This window comes from Thalassospira lucentensis (assembly GCF_011806425.1).
Lineage (GTDB): Bacteria > Pseudomonadota > Alphaproteobacteria > Rhodospirillales > Thalassospiraceae > Thalassospira > Thalassospira lucentensis_B.
This window is the reverse complement of record NZ_JAATOV010000007.1, coordinates 90,702-108,309: the sequence shown is the minus strand read 5'-3', so window position 1 is coordinate 108,309 and position 17,608 is coordinate 90,702. Positions and strand designations below refer to the sequence as shown.

Below are 17,608 nucleotides of genomic sequence, written 5' to 3'. Positions count from 1 at the left end.
GCGAAGATGTTTATTTGGGTTTTAGGGTGTTGAGGAGGACGATCATGAAGGGTCGTGTCTTAATTATCGCTGGTTCTGATTGTTCCGGTGGGGCAGGTATTCAGGCCGATATTAAATCGGTGACATGCCTTGGCGGTTATGCGGCAACTGCAATCACCGCCCTTACGATCCAAAATACCACTGGCGTGTTTGATGTTCTGGGCATTGCGCCGGAATTGATCGTTCAGCAGGCCACCGTAACGATTGATGATATTGGTGCAGATGCGATTAAAACCGGTATGCTCCATAGTGTGCCGGTAATTGATGCGGTTGCGCAATTTATCAAAACAAAATGTGAAGGAATCCCGGTGGTTGTTGATCCGGTGATGATTTCGCAAAGCGGTTCGCGCCTTTTGAACGAAGACGCGGTCGAGGCGCTGATATCTAAAATGGTACCGTGTGCGATGGTTCTAACCCCAAACATCCCCGAAGCAGAAGTGCTGTCGGGCATGAAAATTACCAACGAAGAAGACATGATTACCGCGGCCCATAAAATCGGGGAATTGGGTGCTCAGTCCGTGTTGATCAAAGGTGGTCATGCTGAGGGCGATAAGATTGTTGATATCCTGTGGCGTCACGATGGCGATGTCGAAGGCTTTGAAGGTGATCGCATTCCGTCGGAAAACAATCACGGTACGGGCTGTTCGCTTGCAAGTTCGATTGCAACCGGACTGGCGCAGGGCATGGGGCTTTCGGATTCTGTTGCGCGCGCGCGCGCCTATGTGCGCGAGGCCATCCGAACGGCACCAGATTACGGCAAAGGAAACGGTCCGCTGAACCATGCACATCCGGTGACGGGCTAAGCAGATTGCAAAACCGCGAGACGGCGAAATTGTCGTCTTATTTTTGTCTGCGTGATCGTGAACCTGATGGATAAGTTTTCAAAAGTGGCTTTTGGCCTGACTTGCAGGGATTAGAATGAATAAAAGTATGATCCGTCGTGCCGTGATCGCAAGCGGCATTGCCATTCTTGCCACGGTCAGTTTCGGAAGCCCTGAACGCTACATTGCTGATATGATCTGGACCGATGATGCCGCACCTTGGGAAAAGGTCACGGCTGTTTATATGCCTGATCGATCAAAACCCAACGACATCTTCATTTCCGATGCCGACCTTGATGATGTTGAAGCCTGCCGGGCATATGTGCGCAGCATGGCGTCCGACCGCGGGGATCCTGACCTTGAAAAGGGCCAGTATGATTGCGCCGTCGGGTTTTATTCCCAAGATGACGAGGGGGGCGGTGTTTCAGGCGAGTATCGCCTGAAAGTAAAATAATAACCCTACAAAACGTACCAAAGCAGTGCGGGCAACGCGAAGGCCGCAAGGAAGCTTGAGCAGATTACGACACCAGCCACTTCTTCGGGTTCACGGTTATAAAGCTGCGCAAAAAGATAACAGAACACCGCAACGGGCATTGAGCACTGCAAAATCACAACGCCGCGTTCTACGCCGGTAAGCCCCATGACTTCCGACAAAACAAGACCAACCCCAAACCCCATGCCAAGACGCAGCAAGCTAAGCGCTGTGCTGCGTGCCAAGCTGACTGGGCGCAGTTTTGCCAACGATACACCAAGAGTGAACAGCATCAACGGGATGGTCAGCTGTCCGATGAGGTTGGTGGTGTTATATAACCAATCCGGGACGGTGGTATCGGTCGCCAAAAACAGTGTTGCGATCACGGTGGCTGGGATAATCGGCATCTTTGCAAGGGATCGCATCGAAAAGATGCCCGATACAAACGCTACACCAATGGTAAGCTGAATAACGATATAGGCGGCAAAAAACGCAACCGATAACGCCAAACCTTCTTTGCCAAACGCCAGAAGGCATAGTGGCAGACCAACATTTCCGACATTCGGCCATGTCAGGGATTGCAAATAGGTCCGTGGGGATAGTTTAAAAGCTTTTAGGATCGGCCAGCCAATGATGACGAAAATGATATTGGCCGCAACCGCAGCGGTTCCCATCGAAATCAATGTATCACCGCCCAGTTCAACTGTCGCAAGGGCGGCAAAGGTCAAGCATGGTGTGGCAAAATATGTAACAATCGAGGTGACCAGATTGGTGTCAAAATGCTTGCCCGCACGGGCCCAAGCGTAGCCAAGCCCGGTGGTAATAAAAACAGGTGCCAAAATGGCAAAAATATCGGCAAACATTGGTCAAACGGTCCCCCAGAAAGCAACTTGCGGTCAAATTGTCACGCAACGCTGCTTTGCCGCAAGAAAATAATGGTATTACCAATTTCTGCCGATGTGAATAAAGTCGCACATTGTGTGTCACGCCCCTTGTATTTCAGGGCCGCGATACGGCATTGTTTCACAACATCAATTGGCCCCAAATCAGTAGGCACACGATGAAAGAAGCATCGAAAAATACCGTCAAAAGGCACTTCATCGATCCGGCCCCGCGCTTTCGCGACCGGCGCAACCTGTTGCCGGCGGTTTTTCTCGATCGCGATGGGGTTATTAACCAAGAAGTCCATTACCTGTCCAAGGTGGCGGATTTAAAATTGATCCCCGGATCGGCCAAGGCCATCGCGCGTCTGAATGCGGCGGGCATTCCGGTGATTGTTGTTACCAATCAGTCGGGCATTGCGCGTGGATACCTTAACGAAGGCGACCTTCGCGATATTCATCAGGAAATGATCGCGATGCTGGCGCGTGAAAATGCATCGCTGCAGGGTATTTATTATTCGCCATTTCATCCAGACGGTGAGGGGGCATATCGCCGCGAAAGTAACTGCCGCAAACCCAAACCCGGTATGCTGCTGGCCGCCGCCGACGAGTTTGCCATTTCACTGCCTGAAAGTGTGATGGTTGGTGACCGGATCAATGATATTGCAGCCGGGCAGGCGTTAGGGACGCGCACCATTATCGTCCGAACCGGGCACGGCGCAAAGGAAGCAGCCCTTCCTGACGCAACAAAGGCCGATTTGGTTGTTGATGATCTTAGTGCTGCGGTGGATCACATTTTAACCGATATGCTGGGCCGGTCGTAACCGCAGTGTTTTATCTGTTTTCCTGACACCAGTTTTGCCACATGTCGCGGCAGGCATCCTCAAATTCGCGGGCAACTGCTGGCGCATGCAGGGCTTTGCTGTCTTGCAGGCGATCACGCATGTTTTCGCGAATGCTGCCAAGCGCTGTTACGTCGGCGGTCAGCATAACGCATTTATCGACATAGCCTTTTTCGGTATGCGCGCAAAGGGCTGCAAGACCGATATCACTTAAAAGCGCCAGCCCGATCCGCGATCCCGGAAGCTCGCCAGCCAAGGACACAAACGGCACCCCGTGCCAAAGCATTTCGAAATGGTTTTCAAGACATATTGCCGGAAACGGTGCCAATCCAATATCGATCTGGGCATAGAACGCGGCGCGATCTTCTGGCGCAATGCGCCCTGCAAGGTCCAGCTTATCGCGATTTATCCCGGCTTGGCGGGCCCGATCCAGAAACGTCTTGGCGGCATAGGAATCTTCAAGAACGTCGTCCTGAACAACGATGCGACTGTTCGCGACCTTATTCAAAATGCGTGCAAAGCACATCAGCGTGTCTTCACTGATATGCGCAAGACGGTCGATGCAGCCAAATCGGATCACATCCCCGACGGCTGCTGGAAGGGGCGATATCGGGCTTGCCTGATCAAACTCGCCCGGTAGATACGGCCCGAATGCAAGCGCTTGCGGCTTTTCTGTCAGCAATTTATTGCTGGGAAGCTTGCCGTCGAAAATATCCTTATGCCCGATCAGATAATCCATCTGGGGCATGCCGGTTGTGTTTGGTGCGATGCTGGCCTGAACGGGGGCCGCATGCAGGGCGAACACTTCTATTGGCTGGGCCGGGTGGGGGCCGCACAAATCAATCAGGATATCGATCTTGTCCTTACGAATGCGGTCGGCGATATGCATCGGGTCCTGACCAAATACCTCCCGCCAACCATCTGCCATGATTTGCCAGGAATGGGTCACCCGGTCGGGGCGCGGTGTGGCCGAATATAAAAACAGCTCAACATCGTTGCGATTCAAATTGCGTGCAAGCGGGCCCAAAAGCTTAAACGAGGGATGGTCGGAAAAGAACGGCGAAATCCAGCCAATGCGTAATCGTTTGTCGGTTTGTTTGCTATTGGCAAAATCCGGCTGTGCCGCGATGGGCATATGATTTTTGGCCCAGTTTTTCGCTGCCTTGCAAAACGCTGCCCCGTCTGTGCTTGATTGCTTGGCCAATGATCGCAGATGAATGCTATCAGCGTTAACATTGTCGGGGTGTTTTTTAAGGACCGCTTCAAGTGTTGCGATGGTTTCGTCCACATCGCCGCATTTTAGCATGATATCAGCCAGAACCAGATCAATCTCGACCGTGTCTTTGGTCAGTTGTCTTGCGGTGCGCAAAAGCGCGATTGCCTTGGCATACTGTCCCTGATGGGCAAGTGCCTGACCCAATCCGCGCAAACCCGGAACAAATTTCGGATCAATGCTTAGTGCGCGTTGATAAAGATGTTGGGCCGGTTTGGGATACCCAAGGCGCAATAACATCGCCGCAACACGGCCAATCATGACCGGGGTAATGCCTGCTGCCTCGGCGGCGTGCTCCAGCGATTTTAACGCGGCTTCTTCTTGGTCAAGCGCATGCAACGCTTCGCCAAAAAGAAGTAGTCCTTCAAAATGGTTGGGTTGAAGCCCTAAAAGTCGCCCTAACAGATCAACAGATTGGCCAAGATGTCCGCGCGGCAATTCAAGCCGGGCCAGGTGATAAAGGGCGGTTGGAAAGTCGCCATGATAACTGATCGCTTGGCGAAACTGATCAATCGCCTTTTCGACCTGGCCGGAGCTTTCAAGGGCAATGGCGTAATTGCACCGTGCCGCTGGGTTGGCGCCAAATCGTGTCAGGCAGCTGTCAAACAGATCAAGGGCCTCGCCGTAACGTCCCTCACTTGTTAGCAATGTCGCCAGAAGGTGCTCTGCCTCTGGATTTCCCGGTTCAAGGTCGAGTGCCTGACGATAGATTTTCTCAGCTTCTTCGGGGCGGCGCCCTTCGTGGGCACTCAGTCCGCGTCGCAACAGTGTCTTTAGTTTGTCGGACATGGATCGGGGCTGCTCCGCCTTGTGTTGGTCTGGGAATAAACTATTTGCAGTGTGTGGCTTTGCTAAAACCACGACAATCTAAATGCTTAAAGACATTAAAGGGTTCCGCTGCGCCTTTAAAGCATGGAGTTTTAAGGCGGTTGCCAGATAGGCCGGATTTTGGGCAAAAAAAACCCCGAACCTTCGAAGGCCCGGGGCGAGAATGGGAGTGGGAGAATCGCCTGGCGGCGATAATCGATCTTTAAGATATGGTCTCACTCTATTCAGGTCTCCTATCTAATGGGATAGTATTCTGGGTCTTACGGATAGGTAGGGTAGGCTCGCCAGGGGTGGGGTATCGGCCCGCAATTGCACGTCATTACGAAGGAGGAAGACGTCAAATCAGGCGCTTTGGTATTAATCGTGCCATATGCTGGAATATGATGAAATTTTCGGGCAAAAAACTGTCAAACTGCGCCAAGACTGTGCTAGAACCGCAGTCATATAAAGAAACTTACACCGCGAATTAGAGAGGTTCTTCCATGCCGGAATATCGGTCCCGTACAACAACACATGGTCGTAACATGGCCGGTGCGCGCGGCCTATGGCGCGCCACTGGAATGAAAGACGAAGATTTCGACAAACCGATCATCGCGGTCGTCAACAGCTTCACCCAGTTCGTGCCGGGTCACGTGCATCTTAAAGACCTTGGTCAGATGGTCGCGCGTGAAATCGAAGCTGCCGGTGGTGTTGCCAAGGAATTCAACACGATTGCTGTTGATGACGGCATCGCGATGGGCCATGACGGTATGCTTTATAGCTTGCCGTCACGCGAAATCATTGCTGATTCCGTTGAATATATGGTCAATGCCCATTGCGCGGATGCGATTGTTTGCATTTCAAACTGTGACAAAATCACCCCGGGTATGTTGATGGCTGCAATGCGCCTGAACGTGCCGGCTGTGTTTGTGTCCGGTGGCCCGATGGAAGCCGGTAAGGTCACCATCGATGGCAAAGAACGCCATCTTGATCTGGTTGATGCGATGGTTGAGGCTGCCGATCCGAACATCTCGGACGAGCAAGTTGCAACGGTTGAGCGTTCTGCTTGCCCGACCTGTGGGTCATGCTCTGGCATGTTTACCGCCAACTCGATGAACTGCTTGGCCGAGGCGCTTGGTCTTGCGCTGCCGGGCAATGGCTCGGTGCTGGCAACGCATGCGGCGCGTAAGGAGCTGTTCCTTGAAGCGGCCCGTACCTCGGTCCGGCTTGCACGTCGTTATTACGAAGAAGACGACATCACTGCGACCCCACGCGGCATTGCGACCTTTGATGCATTTGAAAATGCCATGGCGCTTGATATCGCCATGGGTGGGTCGACCAACACGGTGCTTCACCTGTTGGCCATTGCACGCGAAGCTGAAGTCGACTTTACCATGTCTGACATGGACCGCATGTCACGCAAAATCCCGCACCTGTCCAAGGTCGCACCATCCCATCCGCTTTATCACATGGAAGACGTCCATCGTGCCGGTGGTATCATGCGTATTCTGGGTGAACTTGAACGCGGTGGGTTGCTGCATACGGACGTACCAACAGTGCATTCCAAAACCATGGCTGATGCCCTTGAAAAATGGGATATCCGTCGCACCAAGGACGAAGCCGTTCATAAGTTCTTCCGCGCGATGCCGGGTGGGGTGCCGTCCCAAACTGCGTTCAGTCAGGAACGCTATTGGGATGACCTTGATATGGACGAAAAGGACGGCTGTATCCGCGATGTCGAGCATGCTTACAGCCAGGATGGTGGTCTTGCGGTTCTGTTTGGTAACATGGCAACCAATGGCTGCGTCGTTAAAACAGCCGGTGTGGATGAAAGCATCCTGAAATTCACCGGCCCGGCCGTGATTTGCGAAAGTCAGGACGAAGCCGTTGCCAAGGTTCTCGGCGGTGAGGTCAAAGAAGGCGACGTTGTTGTTATTCGCTATGAGGGCCCGAAAGGTGGTCCGGGCATGCAGGAAATGCTCTATCCGACCAGCTATCTGAAATCGATGGGGCTTGGCAAGGCCTGTGCATTGATTACGGACGGCCGTTTCTCGGGCGGGACATCTGGGCTTTCCATCGGTCACGTTTCCCCCGAAGCCGCGGCTGGTGGGGATATCGCACTGGTCGAACCGGGCGATGTGATTGAAATCGACATCCCTAATCGCTCGATCAAGATCGTGGTTGACGATTCTGTTCTGGCCGCGCGTCGTAAGGACATGGAAGCCAAAGGCCCAGAAGCCTGGCGCCCAGAGAAACCGCGCAAACGCAAAGTCACAACCGCCCTTCGCGCCTACGCCGCCATGGCAACCAGTGCGGATAAAGGTGCGGTTCGCGACGTGACGCAGGTCGAATTCTAAGACAGACCGCGTTTATGATTTGATTAAAAAAGGGAGCCTCCAATGGGGGCTCCCTTTTGTTTTGTCTGCCTAATCGGCCTCTATCTGCGGTGCCAGCTTAGATCTGAACTTTGTCCTGCGGCGCGTGCTCATATCCCAACGCATCTGCCACAGCTTTGTAGGTTACCTGTCCGGCATGAACATTTAGACCGGCCGCCAAATGTGGATCATCCTGACAGGCCTGCTTCCAGCCTTTATTGGCAAGGGCCAAGGTAAAGGGCAGGGTGGCGTTATTGAGTGCGAAGGTCGATGTACGGGCCACGGCACCAGGCATATTGGCAACGCAATAATGCACCACCTCGTCAACGATATAGGTCGGGTCGGCGTGGGTGGTGGCTTTGGATGTTTCAAAGCAGCCGCCCTGATCAATCGCCACATCCACAATGACGGAGCCGGGTTTCATCTGGGCCAACTGATCGCGATGGATCAGTTTTGGCGCGGCGGCCCCCGGGATCAAAACCGCGCCCACCACCATATCTGCCTCGTAGACGAGTGCCTCGGTATCATCGATCGTGGCATATTGGGTTTTGATGCGTGGGCCAAACAAATCATCCAGATAGGTCAGGCGTTTGATATTGCGATCAAGGATCGTGACATCGGCCCCCATGCCAGCGGCGATCCGGGCCGCATTGGTGCCAACAACACCGCCGCCAATGACAACGACCTTGGCCGGGGCAACACCGGGAACACCCCCAAGCAACATACCGCGTCCACCATTGGCCTTTTGCAGGGCTGCGGCGCCAACCTGTGGTGCCATGCGACCGGCAACTTCGGACATCGGTGCCAAAAGCGGCAAGCCGCCATTGCGGTCCGTCACGGTTTCATAGGCAATTGCCGTTACACCGGATTTTAAAAGCCCGGCAGTTTGGTCGGGATCCGGCGCCAAATGCAAATACGTAAACAGTAACTGCCCGTCACGCAGTTGTTCATATTCGACTTTTTGCGGTTCTTTGACTTTGACCAACATCTCGGCGGTGGCAAAAATTTCTGATGCGGTTTCAACTATTTGCGCACCAGCGGCGATGTAATCCTCATCGCTGCAGCCAATGCCCGCGCCGGCACCGGTTTCGATGATCACTTTATGTCCATGCGTGGTGATTTCCCGGACCGAGACCGGGGTTAATCCCACGCGATATTCATGGTTTTTGATTTCTTTCGGAACACCAATCAGCATTACGTTTTCTCCCGACGTATGTGGTGGTCGTCGGCCTTTCCCCCGGTATGGTCCGGCGGGGCCCAAGTGCTTTGCACGGTTTAAACACCGCATCACACCTTGTTATATTGGCGTTTTACGCCTTCTTTTTGTTGATTATGCATGATAGCCGAAATTTCGGGCAATTAATCTTCAATTCACTGTGATTTTGATGCTATCATTGCTAGATAATTTTAAAGAATAGCCATGTTGTCAGGGGAATATTCGAAATGCAGATTGATGAACGTGATCGCATGATCCTGCGGTTGCTGCAGCGAGATGGTCGTATCAGCAATGCTGAGCTGGCGGAAAAAGTGAACCTGTCAGCATCGGCATGTCTGCGCCGTGTGCGTCTTCTCGAAGAAGCCGGTTTCATTGATCATTACACGATGTTGCTCAACCCGGCCCGCATCGGCAAGCCGGGCAACGCGTTCGTCAATATTTCCATCACGCGCCAAACCCGCGAAGCGTTGGAAACCTTTGAAAAAGAAGTTCAGAAAGTCCCCGAAGTGGTGGAATGCTATCTATTGGCGGGCCAAAGCGACTATCTGGTGCATGTGGTCTATAGCGACACCGGCGATTACGAACGCATCCACAGCGAAGTATTAACCCAGCTTCCGGGGGTCGAACGCGTTCAGACGGTCATTACGCTGCGTGAAGTGAAACGCACGACCGAATTACCCGTCTGACTCATCGTCGCAGACTGTTTTTAAGGACTGCCATTCGGCGGCATCAATCTGAACCGTGCCGGTTGCGGTGGCATTTTCAAACAGGGTGATACGCGCATTCATATCCGGGTGGGAGCTCAGCATTTCGGGTAAATCCACCCCCCCGTGATCCTTTTCCATCATGTCGCGAAGCTTTGCGAAAAGGATGGCTGTGTCTGTGGTGCGGATATTGGCACGTTGCATGCTGTCGAGGGCAAACGCATCTGCTTCGCGTTCCATGCCGCGGGTGTAGCCCTGTTTTAAGGCAAGCTCGGCTGGGAAAATCATTGCACCGCCACTGATCAAGCGGATTAACTGTGTGATGGCGCTGTTGGCAAACAGGTTGCGCAATCCGTGGCGCATCTCGCTATGGCCGATTTCATGCGCCAAAACCCCGGTAAAGGCTTCTGGGCTGTCCATGATGTCGGTAAGGGCCGAAAACACCAATATTTGACCGCCAGGCAGGGCAAGAGCATTGGGAATGTCACTGCGCACGAATGTGACCTCATAGTCATATCCAAGCGGCGTGTTCGTACCCAGTTGGGTTATGATTTTATCGACAGCGTCATAGGCTTGGTCGGTTGGCTCGCAAACTTCAAAATCGTCATCGAGTTTTCCAAGCGTATACAAAATTTGATCACGGGCAGATTTGCCCATCGCGATTTCAGATTGTTTTGGATAAAGGTCGGCAAAAATCTGTGCCGCGACCGGAACCGCAAGCCAGATGACCAATCCCACCAATGCGGTAAATCCAATGATGCCAACCGTCAGGCGGGTGATGGCGCGACCTGATGCCTCATCAACGGCAACGGGCACAGGGCCTTGGCACAAAATATCCCCAACAGTTTTGGCGTCTTCTTTGGCAAACACAATGCGCATACCGTCATCGCGCAAACGACGCAGACGAAGCGGGCTGTTGGCATGGGGCTTTTCACACAGCAATAAATCGCGGCGGCTGAGTGTGGCAAATGCATCGCCAAGGTTGCCGTCCTTACAAAGGATGACGTCACGGTCATCAATGATGACCGTGACGTTTTGGGCCGCGGATGTCTTTCCGTCAAAATAACGGGCAGGGGCGTTAAAGCTCATATCTCATCCGTTAAGCCAAGTTGGTTTAAATACCACCAAGGTCAAATGCCTCGGCCAATCCTTCGCCCGTGCGCGGGATGTTCTGGTTGTGCGCATCGGCATGAAGATCGGTGATTTCACCATCATAATCCAGTGACGAAATGGTCGCCGCCAACACCGAATGAACGAGGAAGGTAAAGGACATGATGTTAAAGAACGGCGCGATCAAAAGCATGACGATGAATAGCGGGATAAACGCCATCAGAACCTGCTGCGGATCGGTGGCATAACCAGAACCGATCATTTTAAGTGCAGCAAACCCGCCGAACGCCAGCATCAACAAAACCGCAACAACCATAACGACCAGAGACAAGCCCAAGAAGCGCAGGATGATCTTGATATATTGCGATGTTTGAAGGTCGCTTGAAAAACGGATCGACCCCATTTCGGTGCATTCGGCTTGATAGCGGATCAACCAAACGCGGTAACTTACGAAAATAAACGCAATCGCGAGATAGGCGATGATGCCAAACACCGGCGGAAGCCAGATGATGTTTGCGTTTGTTGCCGCAATCGACACGCCAACGACTGCGGCGATCACGACAGCCACAATCAACCAACTCTTGATCCAGCGTTTGAATGTTGCGCCAAACGTACCGGTAAAGTGCGCTTGTGTCTCGCCGATCCACGTGTTGTCGGTTTCATAGCGGGTGGTGGCGATAAAGCTAAGCGGTGCCAGAATACCCAGTGACAACACCGTTACGATCGTGGTGCCAAAGCCGATCAGGGCATATTTAAATGCTGAGCCGCCCAGTCGCGCACGAATGCCACGCCAGAATGTCCGGCTATGGCGGTATCGGACTGCCCGATACACTGCGACAAAGACCAAAAAGCCAAGTGCTACATAGATCGCAATGACCGGAATGACCATCAGTTCCGGCGGCAACATCGTAGCAGCAAAGTTAATCACCAAGATAACCGGCACTAAAATGATCGTGACAATCACAAAGCCAAGAAACAGCTCAAGTCCGCGGCCGGTATATTCAAGGGCATCACCGTCAATGATGGTGTTGCTCCAGATATAGCGACGCATGCGCGTTTTCGCCCAGAACCGGAAAATCCCGAAAGTCAGAATGGTCCACAACGTGTTCCAGCAGCACAGTTTCAGAACGTCTTGCCAGCGCCCGGAATAGGAAATGGTGCCAGATCCGCCGCCCGCATATTCGCGACCGAATGGTGCGCCGGGAACAGGTGGTTGCGTATCGCCCGTGCCAGCAGGGGCCATGCTGTTGGCAGCCGCCGACTGATTTTGGGCTTCGGTGCTGTTTTGCGGTGCCGCGGCCTGTGGGGCGGTGTCTGTTCCGGTATCTGCGCTGCCAGATGGCGCGTTGTCAGGTACAGGTGTCTGCGGACCGTCTTTTTCCGGTCCAGTGTTTTGCGTACTCATGTGTCCTCGGTTGCTCGGTTATGTTTCTTTTGTTGTTTGGGGGCTCTGATTTTTCAGATGTCCATTTCCCAAAATTGGTTTTAACCAACTTTGTCCCGATGCGCACCCCCCAATAAGAATAGCTTTAGCTAACCTTTGGTCATGAACGACTCGCATAAAGAACCGTACAAAAATACCGATTTTGTCCATTTCGAAACACGCAACTGGACACGATATGAACTTAATTCATTTGTATTTGGCAATTTTTTAGCCAGAAAGTAGCAGTTTTCTGCGTTTTTACGCCATTTGTTTGCGTAGTCAGTTTGTCTTATTTGACTTTGGGGTGAATTAACATGCAATAATATCTCTTAGGGGAAAATGTTGGGGGAGAACATTTAATGGAACAAGAGAATCTTGTTCGGGCGCGTAGCCATGAGCAAAAACTAAAACGCCGTGCGGATATTCTTGAGGCCGCACGCGAATTGTACCTTGAAGGTGACGGTACATTGCCGTCCGCCGCAGAGGTTGCACGTCGTGCAAACCTCGCGAAGGGGACTTTGTACCTTTATTTTTCAAGCAAGGAATCACTGTTTCTTGAAGTGCTTCGGCATTTTCAGAAAGGTTGGTTCGAAAACAATCTTGATATTATTGACCAAGAAGCATTGCGTCGGCCCGAAGATCGCGATTCAACACGGGTTGCGCGGCAATTTGTTGATTATCTCGTCCAAAATGAAAAATTCCTGTCGCTTGCTTCATTGTCGCAAGGGGTTTTGGAATCAGGTTCTGATGATGAAATGGTCGTCGGCCACAGACGTTTTTTGGCATCCATGGTCAAACGTACCGCCGATGCCTTGGCCGAGCTTTATGATATTACGCCACTCGAAGCCAATAAGTTGATGCGGTCATCTTACGCATTGGTGATGGGGCTGTGGCAGATGTCACGGCTTCCTGATCGGGTCAAAAACCTGATGGAGCAAAATGCGCTCAACAGCTTGATCATTGATTTTGCAGAGTCCGCAGAAGAAGCCGTTGTAACCTATTGGCAGGTTGTCGCACCGGGCATGCAATGCCGTGAAATGATGCGCCGTGCCAAAGAAAACGCGACAGTCAGCTAAACCAAATCGACGATAAATTTACCCCTAAAACGAAAAGCAGCGCCCAATATATCGGGCGCTGCTTTTTTGTTGGGGTGTCTCATTGCCGGTCGCTGTCGCGCGATTAGCTTTCTGCCTGTGCTGACGCGCGGCTTCGGTTGCGTTCGGACCGCAGGATCAACAAGCTGGAAAGCAGGATCATGGCCGACACGGCCAGAATGATCAAAGTCGCCAGCGCGTTGATTTCCGGTGATACGCCAAGTCGTACCGATGAAAAAACCTTCATCGGCAGTGTCGTCGATCCGGGACCGGCCACAAAGCTTGCGATCACCAGGTCATCAAGTGACAGAGTGAACGACAATAGCCATCCGGCTAAAAGGGCAGGCAGGATCATGGGCAACGTAATGACAAAGAAAATCTTTGCCGGTTTCGCCCCAAGGTCCATGGCGGCTTCTTCAACCGATGTATCCATACCCGACAGGCGCGACTGCACCACAACCGCGACATAGGCCGCGCAGAATGTTGTATGCGCAATCGTGATTGTCGAAATGCCACGTCCCGCTGGCCAGCCAATCATTTGTTCCAGTGTCACAAACAATAACAGCAACGAAAGACCGGTGATGACTTCGGGCATGACAAGCGGTGCGGCGATCATGCCCGAAAACAGGGTGCGTCCTTTGAACCGCCCAAACCGGGACATTACAAGACCAGCAGGCGTGCCAAGGGCAAGGGCCAAGGTCGCCGACATCACCCCGATGCGCAGGCTGTTCCAAGCGGCATCGATCATGCCGTCATTGGAAAATAACGACACATACCATTTGGTCGAGAACCCTGTCCAAACCGTGACAAGTTTCCCCTCGTTAAAGGAGTAAATCATCACAAGCAGGATGGGCACATACAGAAAGGCAAAGCCAAATACCAATGCCGAAATCAGGAAGGTTGATCTTTTACCACTCATGACTGGCCTTCCTCCTGCTTGGATTGGATGTGCTGGAACCACATAATCGGAACCACCAGGAACACCAGCATTGCAATCGCCACAGACGATGCGATTGGCCAATCACGGTTGGCAAAGAATTCGTTCCACAAGGTCCGCCCGATCATCAAGGTGTTTGGTCCACCCAGAAGTTCCGGGATGACGAATTCGCCAACAGCGGGGATAAACACCAAAAGCGATCCGGCCAAAATACCCGGCATAGACAAGGGCAGGGTAATTTTCAGGAATGCCTTCCAAGGTTTACATCCAAGATCAAGTGCTGCCTCAATCAGGCTGACATCCATCTTTTCCAAGGTGGAATACAGTGGCAGGATCATGAACGGTAAATAGGTGTAAACAATACCAATATAAACCGCGCCTTCGGTTTGGCGCATGATCAGCGGCTCGGTGATGATCCCGGTCCACAGCAAGAACGCGTTGATCAAACCTTCGCGGTCAAGGATGCCGATCCAGGCATACACACGGATCAGGAAACTCGTCCAAAACGGCAAAATCACCAGCATCAAAAGGACACTGCGCACAGTCCCGCTGGCGCGTGCGATGCCATAAGCCATCGGATAGCCGATCAGAAGCGTTATGATCGTCGATATGGCCGCAATCCGGATCGAGTTAAGATATGCGGTGGCATATAGGCTGTCAGATAACAGGAACAGATAGTTGCCAAAATTCAGCGTGATCGTAATGCCTTCATCGATCCAGCTAAACAGCGCGCTATAAGGTGGCTGGGCGTATTCTGCCGTGGCAAAGCTGATCTTTAAAACGATCAGGAATGGCACCAGGAAAAACAGAAACAGCCAAAAATACGGAAGGCCGATCACCAGCACACGGCCGTGTTTGATCATCCAGCGATCAAACTTTTGTTTCAGGGTTAATTTGTCACCGCTCATTTACTTAGAACCGAAGCAGCCCCGGCCTCCCACGATACCCACACCGTATCTTCCCACGTGTAACGCGGTTCAATTTGGCGGGTGAAGTTGGGTTCAGTTACCTTGATGCGTTTGCCGCTGGCAAGAAGCACATGATAGGTCGAAAGCCCACCAAGATAGCCGATTTCTTCGACCTTGCCCGACATGCAGTTATATTTGGTGTTTTCTGGTGGTTCCTTGGTCAGGCGCAAACGTTCAGGGCGAAGCGCCGCCCAGAATGTCATGCCTTGATGGCCTTGAACCGCGTGGTCGATGTAAATATCGCAGCCACCTTCGTCTGATTTTATGACGGCATATTTTTCATCATCATCAACCAAAACACCCTCGACCAAATTTACTTGGCCCAGGAAGTTCGCGGTATAGCGGCTGTTGGGATATTCATAAAGTTCAAACGGGGTTCCGATCTGATTGATGACACCTTCATTCATCACGGCAATGCGCGATGCCATGGTCATCGCTTCTTCTTGGTCATGGGTCACCATGACAAAGGTCGTGCCGACTTTTTCCTGAATATTGACCAGTTCAAACTGGGTCTGTTCACGCAGTTTTTTATCAAGCGCGCCAAGCGGCTCATCGAGCAAAAGAACTTTGGGGCGTTTAACCAGTGACCTTGCCAATGCAACGCGCTGACGCTGACCACCTGAAAGCTGATGGGGCTTGCGTTTGGCAAATTTGCTCATTTGCACAAGGGCCAGCATGTCGGCAACCAACTGTTTGGTTTCCGTGCGCGACACGCCATCCTGTAAAAGGCCAAAGGCAACATTTTGCTCGACACTCATATGCGGGAAAAGGGCATAGGACTGGAACATCATGTTGGTTGGGCGTTCGTAAGGGGGCACGCCCGACATATCGACACCGTCGATATAAATTTTGCCTGCAGTTGGTTCTTCGAACCCGGCTAACATGCGTAAAAGTGTGGTTTTACCGCACCCTGATCCGCCCAAAAGGGCAAAAAGCTCATGACGATAAATGTCAAAAGACACATCGTCCACAGCGTAAAAATCACCAAATTTCTTGGTTACATTCTCAAAGCGGATAAAAGGAACCGCGTCGGGATTGTTCCAAGGCTGTGTCTTGTGCACATCCTCATATGCGCTTTCCAAAGCCCCCTGTGGCACCGGCATTCTCCCATTGTTGATTGTCTGCACGAACCGAAATCATCGGGCACGCCGCCCCAGTTAATCAACTGCACATTCTTTGGTGCATGTGCTTGGCGTCGACGCATCGATCCTTTCCAAATAACAGGATGAAGCAATTCTACAATCTGTAAAGAGGGGTGTGCGATATTTTGAACAACAAGTTACGTTTGCCCCAAAAAACGGCAGTAAATGACCTGTTGGTGTTCAGAAAATGGGCAATTTTAGCGGCTCTAAGCGGCTAGGGAGTGATGGCGATATTGCGCCATCGGGTTGGAGTTTTTACGAGTCACATCTGTCGCAACCTGATGTCAAAAAGGGCGCGGTTTGTACCGCGCCCTTATCAGATTTCATCGGTTGGTTTGGATGTGCGGCCAACCGGGAATTGTGTCTGTCAAACTGGTCTTATTGACCGGTTTTAACTTTGGTCCAAAGACGGGTACGGGTGCGCAGTTCGCGCGGATCCGGTTCGACTTTTGACCGCAGACGTTCTTTTACTTCCTGGGTCGGATACACGCCCGGATCAGATTTCAGGTCGTCTCGGATGTTTGGCATCGCCGCTTCGTTCGGGCTGGCATATTCGACATAGTTCGCAAGGTCCGCACCAACGTCGGCACGCAGAACGTAATCGATGAATTTATGCGCCAAATCCGGGTGCGGGGCATCTTTGGGGATCATCATGGTGTCAAACCAGATCAGTGTTCCTTCTTTCGGGATCACGTATTTGATCTCGTTGCCATTCTCTGCTTCGGCGGCGCGTGCCGCGGCCTGTCCGACATCACCAGACCAGCCTACAGATATGCAGACATTGCCGTTGGCAAGGTCATTGATGTACTGCGAGCTGTGGAAATAGGTGACGTATGGGCGCACTTTTTCAAGTTGGGCCATCGCACTTTCGATGCTTTCCTTGGTCGGCTTGCCTTCTGGCAAGTTGCCCAGATAGAAGTTGACCAGCGGCACAATCTCGCCTGGATCGTCGAGCATCGTCAGGCCACATTTCGAAAGCGGTTCCGCATATTTCGGGTCAAAAATCATTGCCCAGCTATCAAGCGGTGCATCATCGCCAAGAACCTCTTTGACCTTGGCAACGTTATACCCAAAACCGTTCGTACCCCAAAGGTAGGGAACCGCATAATCATTGTTCGGATCGTATTTCGCGGTCTGGCTCAGGATCACTGGATCCAGATTGCCAAAGTTTTCCAGTTTCGATTTATCAATTTTCTGGAAAATGTCCGCGGCGATCAGGCGCTGCGCATCGGCAAGGGTCGGAACAACAACGTCATAGCCCGAATTGCCAGCCAGAAGTTTGGCTTCGACGACTTGGTTGCTGTCAAAGACGTCGTAATTGACCTTTACGTCGTATTCTTTTTCAAAATTGGCAACCGTGTCTTCGCCAATATAGTCAGACCAGTTATAGACATTCAGCTCATCTTGTGCGGATGCGCCACCGGCAAAGCCGATGGAGGCAAGCACAACAAGGCTGGAAGTTGTAAGAAGAGTTTTCATTTCGCTGAGCCTCCCATATGGCAGC

Annotated in this window: 15 protein-coding genes; 6 read left to right on the top strand and 9 right to left on the bottom strand. The window is 52.1% G+C overall.

The features are described 5' to 3' along the window. Positions 1 to 44: 44 nt before the first annotated feature. Together thiD and HCZ99_RS18615 are read left to right on the top strand one after the other, a co-directional pair. Positions 45 to 842 carry a bifunctional hydroxymethylpyrimidine kinase/phosphomethylpyrimidine kinase gene (gene thiD, locus HCZ99_RS18620; protein WP_167448525.1) on the top strand — a complete coding sequence of 266 codons (798 nt, stop codon included), beginning with the start codon at positions 45 to 47 and terminating at the stop codon, positions 840 to 842. A gap of 115 nt (positions 843 to 957) precedes the next feature. Continuing rightward, positions 958 to 1,314 (top strand): hypothetical protein, encoded by a 357-nt coding sequence (locus HCZ99_RS18615; RefSeq protein WP_167448524.1) that lies wholly within the window; start codon positions 958 to 960, stop codon positions 1,312 to 1,314. A 5-nt stretch (positions 1,315 to 1,319) separates the two neighbouring features. Here HCZ99_RS18615 and HCZ99_RS18610 read toward each other — a convergent pair whose 3' ends face one another. Next, positions 1,320 to 2,195, bottom strand: coding sequence for an AEC family transporter (locus HCZ99_RS18610; protein WP_167448523.1), 876 nt, complete (start codon positions 2,193 to 2,195; stop codon positions 1,320 to 1,322). Between the two features lie 197 nt (positions 2,196 to 2,392). Here HCZ99_RS18610 and gmhB point away from each other — a divergent pair, with 197 nt between their 5' ends. After that, complete coding sequence (gmhB, locus tag HCZ99_RS18605; protein WP_167448522.1) at positions 2,393 to 3,037, top strand: D-glycero-beta-D-manno-heptose 1,7-bisphosphate 7-phosphatase; 645 nt, start codon at positions 2,393 to 2,395, stop codon at positions 3,035 to 3,037. Positions 3,038 to 3,047: 10 nt separating this feature from the next. On the opposite strand, the gene HCZ99_RS18600 is transcribed toward gmhB, so the two are convergent. Next, positions 3,048 to 5,117, bottom strand: coding sequence for a tetratricopeptide repeat protein (locus HCZ99_RS18600; RefSeq protein ID WP_167448521.1), 2,070 nt, complete (start codon positions 5,115 to 5,117; stop codon positions 3,048 to 3,050). Between the two features lie 521 nt (positions 5,118 to 5,638). Between HCZ99_RS18600 and ilvD the strand changes: the two genes are divergently transcribed. Continuing rightward, positions 5,639 to 7,492, top strand: coding sequence for a dihydroxy-acid dehydratase (gene ilvD / locus HCZ99_RS18595; protein WP_167448520.1), 1,854 nt, complete (start codon positions 5,639 to 5,641; stop codon positions 7,490 to 7,492). Positions 7,493 to 7,589: 97 nt separating this feature from the next. Here the strand turns inward: ilvD and ald are convergent, their stop codons facing one another. Further along, positions 7,590 to 8,705 carry an alanine dehydrogenase gene (ald, locus tag HCZ99_RS18590; protein ID WP_167448519.1) on the bottom strand — a complete coding sequence of 372 codons (1,116 nt, stop codon included), beginning with the start codon at positions 8,703 to 8,705 and terminating at the stop codon, positions 7,590 to 7,592. 248 nt (positions 8,706 to 8,953) lie between these two features. Between ald and HCZ99_RS18585 the strand changes: the two genes are divergently transcribed. Beyond that, entirely contained in the window at positions 8,954 to 9,412 is a 459-nt protein-coding gene (locus HCZ99_RS18585) for an Lrp/AsnC family transcriptional regulator (protein WP_167448518.1), read from the top strand. On the opposite strand, the gene HCZ99_RS18580 is transcribed toward HCZ99_RS18585, so the two are convergent. Both HCZ99_RS18580 and HCZ99_RS18575 read right to left on the bottom strand, forming a co-directional pair. Then, entirely contained in the window at positions 9,401 to 10,519 is a 1,119-nt protein-coding gene (locus HCZ99_RS18580) for a M48 family metallopeptidase (RefSeq protein WP_167448517.1), read from the bottom strand. The two genes, HCZ99_RS18585 and HCZ99_RS18580, sit on opposite strands and share 12 nt — an antisense overlap. 25 nt (positions 10,520 to 10,544) lie before the next feature. After that, positions 10,545 to 11,945, bottom strand: a complete 1,401-nt coding sequence (locus HCZ99_RS18575) for a DUF898 family protein (RefSeq protein ID WP_167448516.1) — start codon at positions 11,943 to 11,945, stop codon at positions 10,545 to 10,547. Positions 11,946 to 12,322: 377 nt separating this feature from the next. Between HCZ99_RS18575 and HCZ99_RS18570 the strand changes: the two genes are divergently transcribed. Further along, the gene (locus tag HCZ99_RS18570; protein WP_167448515.1) at positions 12,323 to 13,039 is read left to right on the top strand and encodes a TetR family transcriptional regulator; all 717 of its coding nucleotides are present in this window, start codon (positions 12,323 to 12,325) and stop codon (positions 13,037 to 13,039) included. A 103-nt stretch (positions 13,040 to 13,142) separates the two neighbouring features. On the opposite strand, the gene HCZ99_RS18565 is transcribed toward HCZ99_RS18570, so the two are convergent. From HCZ99_RS18565 to HCZ99_RS18550, 4 genes are all read right to left on the bottom strand, one after another. Beyond that, on the bottom strand, positions 13,143 to 13,976 hold the full coding sequence (locus HCZ99_RS18565; protein ID WP_167448514.1) for an ABC transporter permease subunit: 834 nt from the start codon (positions 13,974 to 13,976) through the stop codon (positions 13,143 to 13,145). After that, complete coding sequence (locus tag HCZ99_RS18560; RefSeq protein ID WP_167448513.1) at positions 13,973 to 14,902, bottom strand: ABC transporter permease subunit; 930 nt, start codon at positions 14,900 to 14,902, stop codon at positions 13,973 to 13,975. Before HCZ99_RS18560 ends, HCZ99_RS18565 begins: the two co-directional genes overlap by 4 nt. Then, entirely contained in the window at positions 14,899 to 16,065 is a 1,167-nt protein-coding gene (locus tag HCZ99_RS18555; RefSeq protein WP_167448512.1) for an ABC transporter ATP-binding protein, read from the bottom strand. The genes HCZ99_RS18560 and HCZ99_RS18555 overlap by 4 nt, the downstream gene beginning before the upstream one ends. Before the next feature lie 417 nt (positions 16,066 to 16,482). Continuing rightward, positions 16,483 to 17,583, bottom strand: a complete 1,101-nt coding sequence (locus tag HCZ99_RS18550) for a polyamine ABC transporter substrate-binding protein (protein WP_167448511.1) — start codon at positions 17,581 to 17,583, stop codon at positions 16,483 to 16,485. Positions 17,584 to 17,608: the final 25 nt, after the last annotated feature.